The 9,567-nt window shown below is 36.6% G+C and carries 7 protein-coding genes; 1 reads left to right on the top strand and 6 read right to left on the bottom strand.

Going from position 1 to position 9,567, the window contains the following annotated elements; translation table 11 throughout:
• Positions 1–374: 374 nt before the first annotated feature.
• From CQA62_RS06570 to CQA62_RS06545, 6 genes are all read right to left on the bottom strand, one after another.
• Positions 375–1,397 carry a formate dehydrogenase subunit gamma gene (locus CQA62_RS06570; RefSeq protein WP_104725032.1) on the bottom strand — a complete coding sequence of 341 codons (1,023 nt, stop codon included), beginning with the start codon at positions 1,395–1,397 and terminating at the stop codon, positions 375–377.
• A gap of 14 nt (positions 1,398–1,411) precedes the next feature.
• Positions 1,412–2,038, bottom strand: coding sequence for a formate dehydrogenase FDH3 subunit beta (fdh3B, locus tag CQA62_RS06565; RefSeq protein ID WP_104725033.1), 627 nt, complete (start codon positions 2,036–2,038; stop codon positions 1,412–1,414).
• Positions 2,039–2,048: 10 nt separating this feature from the next.
• Positions 2,049–4,889, bottom strand: a complete 2,841-nt coding sequence (locus tag CQA62_RS06560; protein ID WP_104725034.1) for a formate dehydrogenase subunit alpha — start codon at positions 4,887–4,889, stop codon at positions 2,049–2,051.
• A gap of 10 nt (positions 4,890–4,899) precedes the next feature.
• Positions 4,900–5,121, bottom strand: a complete 222-nt coding sequence (locus CQA62_RS06555) for a twin-arginine translocation signal domain-containing protein (protein ID WP_232006716.1) — start codon at positions 5,119–5,121, stop codon at positions 4,900–4,902.
• Positions 5,122–5,204: 83 nt separating this feature from the next.
• Positions 5,205–5,927: a TorD/DmsD family molecular chaperone gene (locus tag CQA62_RS06550; protein ID WP_104725035.1), complete on the bottom strand. Its 723-nt coding sequence runs from the start codon at positions 5,925–5,927 to the stop codon at positions 5,205–5,207.
• Positions 5,928–5,936: 9 nt separating this feature from the next.
• Positions 5,937–7,589 carry a 4Fe-4S binding protein gene (locus CQA62_RS06545; RefSeq protein ID WP_104725036.1) on the bottom strand — a complete coding sequence of 551 codons (1,653 nt, stop codon included), beginning with the start codon at positions 7,587–7,589 and terminating at the stop codon, positions 5,937–5,939.
• 360 nt (positions 7,590–7,949) lie between these two features.
• Here CQA62_RS06545 and CQA62_RS06540 point away from each other — a divergent pair, with 360 nt between their 5' ends.
• Positions 7,950–9,458, top strand: a complete 1,509-nt coding sequence (locus tag CQA62_RS06540) for a Na+/H+ antiporter NhaC family protein (protein ID WP_104725037.1) — start codon at positions 7,950–7,952, stop codon at positions 9,456–9,458.
• The last annotated feature ends 109 nt before the right edge of the window (positions 9,459–9,567 follow it).

Raw genomic sequence — 9,567 nt, 5'->3', positions numbered from 1 at the left:
TTTAAGACTTGAGGAGTAAATAAGAAAATCATATTTTAAAAATTGTGATAGGTTGATCTAGAAGTATAAAAATTTGCACACTTTAAAGTTGATTTTTCTCAGTCATTCAATGAATTTAAATATGCCTAAATAAATTTTGCATTGAAGTCATTTCTATCAAGACTATTAGAAAACTCAACCTTAGATTAAATTTGCAATTTCTTTTTCTTGAAAATATAGAATGAAATTAAGGTATGGCTATAGATAAAGGATTTTTAATAAATAAAACGCTTGGAGTATCTTTTGTTTTACTCCTTAAAAGCATAGAGAAAGTGATTAGAGATAACTGATTAAAAGAGATAGTTATATTCCTTGGGACCCCCACCCAAGAAAATTTAATGGTGAGAAGTTTGTACTTTGAGTTTCTCAAGTTTGCCTTGAGATTTGAGCTCATTGTAGTAATAAGAATGCAAGATTGCCAACTCTTCTTCTCCCATAGTTCCATCTGTCATTGCACTTAAGGCTCCCTCAATTGCAAAAACTGACATATAAATATGAGTGAAAAGCAATGCAATGATTGCAAATCCTAAAAAATTATGAATGAGTGCACTTAATCTGAGTGCATTAATGGGTGCAAATTGAAAAAAGAGAAATGCACCCGTGATGATCATAATGAATCCACCCACAGTACAAGTCCAAAACCACATCTTCATTCCTGCATTAAATTGTCCAGAAGGGATGGGCTTGCTGATTGTTTTTCCAGGTGTAAGATAACCTCCAAGCATTAAAAGCCATTTGAGATCATAAGATTTGGGCAAAGAAGCCTTCACCCACATCAAAAACATTAATGGACCAAAGATAGCAAAAGCAATAGTGCAGATTCCATGAATATCACGAGCTAATCTTACAAAGCTCCCTCCTCCAAATTTATCACCAAAGACCATGATGACTCCAGTGATACAAATGGCAACAAAAGGTACAGCTGCAAGCCAGTGGATTGCTATATTATAGTTTGAAAAAATCTTGTATTTCACACCATGGGAAAATACCTTAGATTTAAAAATTATCAAATGCCCTGCAAAAGCAAGTGGTACTAGGATAAGGATAGCCAAAAAGATAGGTGCAAAGTATTTGCCTTGCAAAATCGTAAATAATTCACCCAATCCTCGCGTAGCCTCTATTCCCTTAAGTGGTTTTGCATTATCAAGTGCTCCTATACCTACACCTTGCATTTGGATAACACTTCCACTGACAACTCCAGAAGTTGGGCTATCAAGTCCCCAATTCTTAATTTGTTCAATTTGCTTGACCCCATAAATCTCTGTATTATGAGAGAAATCAACAGGCTCTTTTGGGGCTTGAGCGTGCAAAAAGACGCTAAGCAAAGCAAAGAGAAGCCAATATTTTATACTTTTCATTCCTCTCCTCCTACTTACCCACCATAGGCTTTAGACCAAGTGTAGGGGATTTTTGGGGTTCCACTTCCTCTAGCAACTGCGCGGTGAGTGATGATTGCGCTCACTTCTTTTCCACTTCCTGCTAGAAGCGCCTTTGTTGAACACATTGCTGCACAAACAGGAACTTTTCCTTCAGCAATGCGATTTTGCCCATAAAGTTTCATTTCCTCAGCGCTATGAGTTTCCTCGGGACCTCCAGCACAAAATGTACATTTATCCATTGCTCCACGAGATCCAAAGAGGTCAGATTTGGGAAATTGTGGTGCACCAAATGGACAGGCATAAAGGCAATATCCACAACCAATACAAGTCTTTTTATCATGCAATACAATTCCATCTGCACGAATATAAAAGCAATTCACTGGACAAACTTTAGCACAAGGAGCATCAGAACAGTGCATACAAGCAATAGATATACTCTTTTCTTTGCCTGCAATTCCATCATTAAGTGTTACAACTTTTCTTCTATTAATCCCTACAGGAAGATGGTGTGCTTCTTTACAAGCAACATCACATCCATGGCAATCAATACAGCGATTTTCATCGCAGTAAAACTTCATCCTCGAACTATCAAAATCATTTATATTATATGTATCACTCATTTTCTCTCCTTTATGCTTTTTCAATTCTGCATAGACCACATTTTGTCTCAGGGATTTGGGTAATGATGTCATAGCCATAATTGGTTACACCATTAATAGATTCCCCAATACTATAAGGCACATAACCCTCTGGATAGTTTGCCTCAAGGCTTTCACCTTGAGCAACACCAGCCCAGTGAAATGGAGCAAATACAACTTTTTCTTTGAGGCTATAGCTTAGTCTTGCTTTAACCTTTGCTTTAAAGCCTTCTGGAGAGTGGATCCAAACAAAATCACCCTCACTGATTCCTAGCTCAGCGGCTGTATTAGGATGGATTTGGCAATACATCTCAGGATTAATTTCGCTCAGTGCCAAGCTCACACGAGCCTCAATTCCTTGCCCACTATGTGTCACAATCCTTCCTGTATTGAGTTGGAAAGGAAAGTCTTTTGTCCAATCTTTTTGCAGAGATGCAAATTTGGTATCCACTCTAAATTGATTGACTTGATTGGGATATGTTGGATGCTCCTTAATCAGATCAGGTCTTGGTGTGTGGATAGGTTCACGATGAAGAGGAATTTTATCAGGCCAAGTGCTCACATACATTCTTGCTCTTGCATTTCCATAAGGGCAGAGTCCAGCTTCAAGTGCTTTGTTAACTAGAATCATACTTAGATCTGTTTTCCAGTTTTTACCTTTAACAATTTCTTTTTCTTTCTGCGTAAGTTTCTTGCCTGTCAGTTCTTCGATATTCTCAGCTGTTATTTCTGGATACCCACCTTCTTGACTTGATTTGGGAGGTACACTTGCTTTGCCTGCAAGCATATTGTATTTTTTGCCAAAGAGTTCTTGCTCAAGACCAAAGTTATTTCTAAAGCCCATACCTCCCTGCATTACAGGAATTGCATTGTTGTAGAGATTTGGACTTCCAGGATGTTTTTCATTCCAGCATGGCCAAGGCAATCCATAATAGCTGTCTTTAAGTGCTCCTTTTCCTTGGAGAGTAATTGTGTCAAAAAGATGCCAATTGCTTGTATGAGCCTGAAGTCTTTCTGGAGTCCATCCACTAAGACCAATAGTTTTCATACCGATGTTAATTTCTCTTGTTGCATCATCTGGCCAAATGAATGTATCCCTTCCATTTTTCTTTGCAATCTGTTTGAGTGATGCTGTGAATTGTTCATAAAATCCTAAGCGTTTTGCAAACTCAAAAAGGACTTCTTCATCAGGCTTACTCTCATAAAGTGGTTTAACAACTCTAAATCTCCATTGTGCACTTCTATTTGTTGCTGTAACTGATCCACTTGTTTCCATTTGAGAGGCTGCAGGAAGAAGATACACACCATCTTTTTTCTCTGTGTAAGCAATCGCATCGTGTGGGAATGGATCAACCATGACAAAAAGCTCAAGATGATTAAGTGCTTCACGCACCTTATTTGTTTGAGCAATTGAGATAAGGCCATTACCCATACAAAACATTGCTCTAATCTTTCCAGCTTTTCCATTATAAATCTTCTCTTCTTCAAGGACACCTTGCCACCAGCGAGAGAGTGTAAAACCAGATGCATTCATTGTTTCTGGATCAAATTGAGATTTGAGCCATTCATAATCAACATTCCATACACGACACCAGTGTTTAAATGCACCTTCACTCAGTCCATAATATCCTGGCAAACTGTCAGATGTGCATCCAAAGTCTGTGGCTCCTTGAACATTGTCATGTCCTCTAAGAATATTTGTTCCACCACCCACTTTCCCCATATTTCCAAGGACAAGTTGGAGAATGGGAGCAATTCTTGTATTTCCTGTTCCAATACTGTGTTGAGTCAGTCCCATTGCCCAAATCAAAGTTCCAGGTTTTGTTTTTGCATAAAGCTTTGTAACTTCAATCAGTTGTTCTTTTGTAACCCCACAAACATCAGCAGTTTTCTCAGGTGTCCATTTTTGTGCCTCTTTTTTGATTGCCTCAATTCCAAAGGTTCTGTCATCATTATAGGTTTGATCTTCCCAACCATTTTTAAAAATGAGGTGAAGCATTCCATAAATAAAGGCAATATCAGTTCCGCCACGAATTTGAATGAAAACATCAGCCTTTGCTGCTGTTCGTGTAAAGCGTGGATCAATAACGATAAGCTTTGCATCATTGATTTCTTTTGCTTTAAGGAAGTGTTGGAATCCTACGGGGTGATTGACTGCAGGATTTGCTCCAAAGATTATGATTGCTTTAGAGTTTTGGATATCTCCAAGGTGGTTAGTCATAGCTCCATAACCAAATGTATTCGCCACACCGGCGACTGTAGAGCTGTGTCAGAGACGTGCTTGGTGATCGATATTGTTTGTTCCAAACATTGTGGCAAATTTTCTAATGTAGTAGCATTGCTCATTGCCCACTTTTGCACTACCAAAAAATTGCACACTATCCGCACCATAATCTTTTTTGAGTTCTAAAAGTTTGCTAGAAATTTCACTAAAAGCTTGATCCCAAGAGATTCGTTTCCAAACCCCATTTTCTTTTTTCATAGGATATTTAATTCTTTTTGCACTCCTCACCATATCAATCATATCTGCACCCTTAGAGCAGTGCCCTCCAAGACTTACAGGATGATCTTGTGCAACTTCTTGTCTAACCCAAGTTCCATTTTGAACTTCAGCAACAATGCCACAACCAACAGAGCAGATTGTACAAATTGTTTTAATCTTTTGGCTATTGGGATAGGCTTCTTTAAGCTCCTCACTTGTTGCATTTCTCACAACACCTTCACTTGCACTTAAACTTGCAATTCCAGCACCAAGCCCCAATGCACTCATCTTTAAAAAGCTACGACGAGATGCTTTGAGTGGTGAGAATGTTTGCGCGATATATGTATTCATTCAAACCTCCTTATTTAGCAGAAGCATAGTAAGAGTTCCAGTTTTTGGTATCTCTATACAATATTTCTTTTTTCTTTGAATGTCCTTGCAAGACACCATTAGCTACTGAGTTCTTAGAATTGCTACTGCAACCCGCAATGGCAATTCCACCCGCAGCTACTACAACTGAAGCCTTACTAGCATTTTTCAAAAAATCTCTACGAGATTTTTGATTAAGCATTGCATTATTCATATCTGCTCCTTTATGGTAGGATGGGTAGGGAAAACCCTACTTTAGAGATTAGATCTAATCTCTAAAGTAGGGTTTGCTTTCTATTATACTCCTCGACCCTTGCCCACTTCTTCTTCGCTCACATCAGTTTTAACACGTTTTTTCCATTTAGATTTTTTCTCTTCCTTCCTAAGCATTTCTAAATCTACATATTCTTCAAGCGGTGGAGGAGTAACATCTAAATACAGACGTTCAAATTCAGCAAAACTTCCTAAAATTTTTGCAACGCATTTATAGAATTTTGCGTTTTTACTCTTTAAAATCTCAAATACAACAAAATTGACATAATCATTGATCACTTCTTCAAAGACTTTTTTACACATTGCAATAGAGCAGGGATTGGCTTTTTGAAGCAGTGAGGCACAAAAAAGAAGTAAAAACCCTAAATGATCTTCAGGTTCGATAAATTCCTCACTTTTTCTAAATTCACTCTCTAAAATCAAATCTCTAATCTTTAGGCATTTTTCTCCAAATTCCCATCCCTCATCATAATAACTTGCAGTCAGTGAGATTGCTTTTTGGGAGAAATTATCAATAAAAAGGCTATCAAACTCTCCCATAATAGCTTCACAACCTTTTTGTTCAAGCTCTTGGAGCAAGAGATGAGAATCTTTTTGAGTTTGATCGTTGATAGGGTTTGCAAAGATTTGCTCTAGAATTTGTATAGTAAGTTCTTGATGTTTTTTTATACCCTGATAGCTAAAAAAGATTCCAAGTAAGGTGTAATAAACTGCTCTTGCTTTATTGATTTGGAGTTCTTCATTCATTTTATTTCCTTAAACATTTTCAAACATAATTTTTACTTTGCAGTCACTGCAACATTCTAGAGTTCTGAGTTTCGCATTATCTCCTAAAAAATGAGAACTCATGACTCCTTTTATTTTTTGTATGGATTTTTTTGTTGCAAAGGGCTTGCCACATTCAACACAGGTAAAAAGCTCATCTTTTGCCAAAATATGAGTTTCAAACCAAGAAGGATTAAGTTCAATCCCACTAAGCTCAAGCCTTAGAGCATTTTCAGGACAGCTAGGGATACAATATCCACAAGTTGTGCAAAGGCTTGGGTTATATTGCAGGGCAAATTCTTGCGCATTGGCGCTTAAACAATCTACATTACAGGCACCCACACAGCTATTGCATAAAGTGCATTTGCTCTCATCAATATGAATCCTTCCGTATCTAATCATTTCCCCACTCTCCCCACTCTCTATAGTGCCAAAATCTCCATCTTTAATTAAGTATCTCAATCTTTCCCCAAAATGCTTTCGACGCGCTTCTTTGGGGCTTGGAATATAAGAGTAGTGTGGGAGTGGAGTGGGAAGATTGTATAGAGTTTGGAGAGTTTCTCTATCTTGAGCAATAAAGATTGCTTGTTTTTGACAAATGGCTTGATAAATATCATTGACAAGCTTAATTGCCTCAAGACTGGGGCGAGAGATGATGGGAGAGTAGAAAATCATTGAATGATTGCTCTCTTGCACCATAGAGAGAAAATGCACTTCTGAGGGGAATTTCTCTCTTGGAATAATTAGTGGTGAGAGGTGAGAGGGAAGAGAAATGTCTCTTAGAGTATCAAGAAAGACCTCAGGAATAAGTAAAATTACAGTATTTTGATAGTATTTAAGCGAATCTATCATACATTCAATACTAAAAGATGCGAAGTCTAAAGCTCCTGTAGGACAAGTTGCAATACATCCGCCACAACCCATACAATTAAGCTGTGAGAAGCTTAGCTCCATAAGTGAATCATTCTTGCTTACTCCAAAAGTAGGGCAGACATTGACACATTTATGACAATATCCATTACCATTACTATCAGGGCGTCTTTGATGATATTGACAAATGTGAGGATTATAGAGAGTTGTGGTTTTGTATGTATATGTCCCCAGTCTCTTAGAAAGGAGAGCAAGTATATCTTTTGCACTGCCAAAGTCTTGCACACTCACAATTCCTAAAAACTTGGGCAAATTTTCATCATTTACAAAGAGAACTGCTTGTGCAAACTCAATTTCATTTCCATCATTTAATACTGCTTTAAAAGCTCCTAGTTCTCCACTGATATGAGAAATGTTTGTAGGGGGAATGAGTATGCAGTCAAATTCTTGAGCTTGTGTAATAAAATCTTGTGTAAGCTCACTTTCATTTCCAATAATGGCTAGGGTATTTGGAACTTCAAGGGAATATTCTTTATAAGGAGCATTATCATAAATGCTTAGACGTGTTTGAAAAAGCCTATAAACATTAGCAAGTTTAGTGCCTTCATCTGCATTAGCATGAGAGAGATACCAATTAATCTCTGGTGCATAGATCTCGCAGTTTTCTTTTGTGTTTGCAATGATTGCAGAATCAAATTCTGTGGCTATTTGAGGGTATTGATCAAATAATTTTGCTTGGGTGATTTCTGAATGTCTTAAACCAAAAGTTTGCATAGTTTTCCTTAGCCATTTATGAAATATAAAATTTTAAAATTATACGCTTTTACTCTTTACAGATTGATAAAATAAAAATAATTTTTTCTTGACAAAATCATAGTTGGATTTCTCCCTTTTGGCTAGGACTGTATGAGAAAGGGTGATCAAACAATGATATTTTTTGGATGAATATTCGCCTTTAATGATATTGATTTCAGCTTCTATTAGGGGTTATTTAATTTAAAAATGCAAAAATAAAGTTGAGTTTCAATCCTTAATAAACTTGATTTATGTAAAAATTAAAATACATTGTGTTTTTACAAAAATTTGTTTTTTTGCTATGATGTATAAATTCATTTTTATCTTTAAGGATCTTTTTTGAATCTAGAAGGCTTATTGAGTATTTTAGTTCCAAGTGTTGTATTGCTTTTGGTTTTTTTAACAAAGAGATTGATTCTTTCTCTTGTTATTGGTTTGTGTTTGGGAGGGATTTTAGTTAAATATCAAACACCTTTACAAATCCCTCAATATCTTTTTGAAAAATTTTTAAGTGTTTTTCGCTATATGGATCAAGGAGAGATGCAACTTAATTGGTATGCAATCCATATTTTTATTTTTTTAGCACTTTTGGGAATTTTGCCTCAGATTTTTATTTATTCAGGCAGTATCAATTCCTTTGTGCAGTGGGCACACTCCAAAGTTAAGGATCCTAGAAGTTCAGAATTAATTATTTTTTTTGCTGGTTGTGTGATTTTTATAGATGATCAGTTTAATGCCCTTACTCTTGGCAGATCTATGCGACCATTGAGTGATGCAAGTGGGTTAAGTAGAGAAAGATTAGCTTATATTATTGACAGCACTTCAGCCCCTGTATGCATTCTTTTGCCACTTTCTAGCTGGGGTGCGTATATCATTGGGATATTGAATGGTGTTTTACCTGATAAAAGCCTTTCTGTGGGATTATTAACATCAAGTATTGGATTAAATTTTTATGCTTGGTTTGCCTTGATAGCGGTATTCTTGAGTATTTTATGGAGAATACATTTGCCCATTATGCGTAGAAATTTTAATGTTGGAGTTAAGCTGAATGAAATAAAGAGAGAGGAGAACAAAAGAGGGAATATGTGGGCACTGATTTTGCCCATATTGTGTCTTATTGGTGTAACCTTAATGATGATTATTTATACAGGATACCAAGAAGTAAGGGTTTGGACAATTAAGGCAATTTTAGAGAAAACCAATATTTCTCTCTCAGTGCTTTGTGGAGGAGTGAGTGCAACACTTTTGGGAGTTTTGATGTCGCTTCAAACAATTAAGGCAAGTGAGTATCTTCAAATCATTAAAGAGGGGTTAAAAATTTCAATTCCTTCTATTGTAATTTTAATTTTGGCGTGGGCAATTGGTGATGTGGTGAGATATGATCTTCAAACAGGTAAACATCTCTCAGAAATAATTATAGGATGGGGTGGCAGAAATCTTGAACTTTATTTACCTTTAGTGCTCTTCATACTCTCTATTATTATTGCCTTTGCCACAGGAACAAGTTGGGGGTGTTTTGCGGTAATGATTCCAGTAGGGTTGACTTTGGCCATACATTGTGAGGCTAATTTAAGCATTGCCCTTTCGGCAATTTTAGCAGGTGCGATTTATGGGGATCATATTTCTCCTATTTCAGATACAACAATTCTTACTTCTGCTGGAACAGGTTGCAGTGTGCAAAGCCATTTTATCACTCAACTTCCTTATGCTTCTATATCTGCAGTTTGTGCATTTATCTCTTTTGGAATTCTTTCTGTCAGTAAAAGTGTGTGGTTAGCTTATATTTTAGGATTAGGCTTACTCATTGCAATTTTTTATTGGCTTAAAACTCGTTATGAACTTAAATGAAGAAAATGCATTTAAAACAAACACAGCAGTAGAAGAGCAATGCAAACGTTGCACTTATCCAGCAACCTAACTCTCTTTTCTCCTATTTATCTCTCTAAGAACAATATAT

The sequence above is a fragment of the Helicobacter cholecystus genome (genome assembly GCF_003364215.1).
GTDB lineage: Bacteria > Campylobacterota > Campylobacteria > Campylobacterales > Helicobacteraceae > Helicobacter_G > Helicobacter_G cholecystus.
This window is presented reverse-complemented; position numbering and strand designations above follow the sequence as displayed.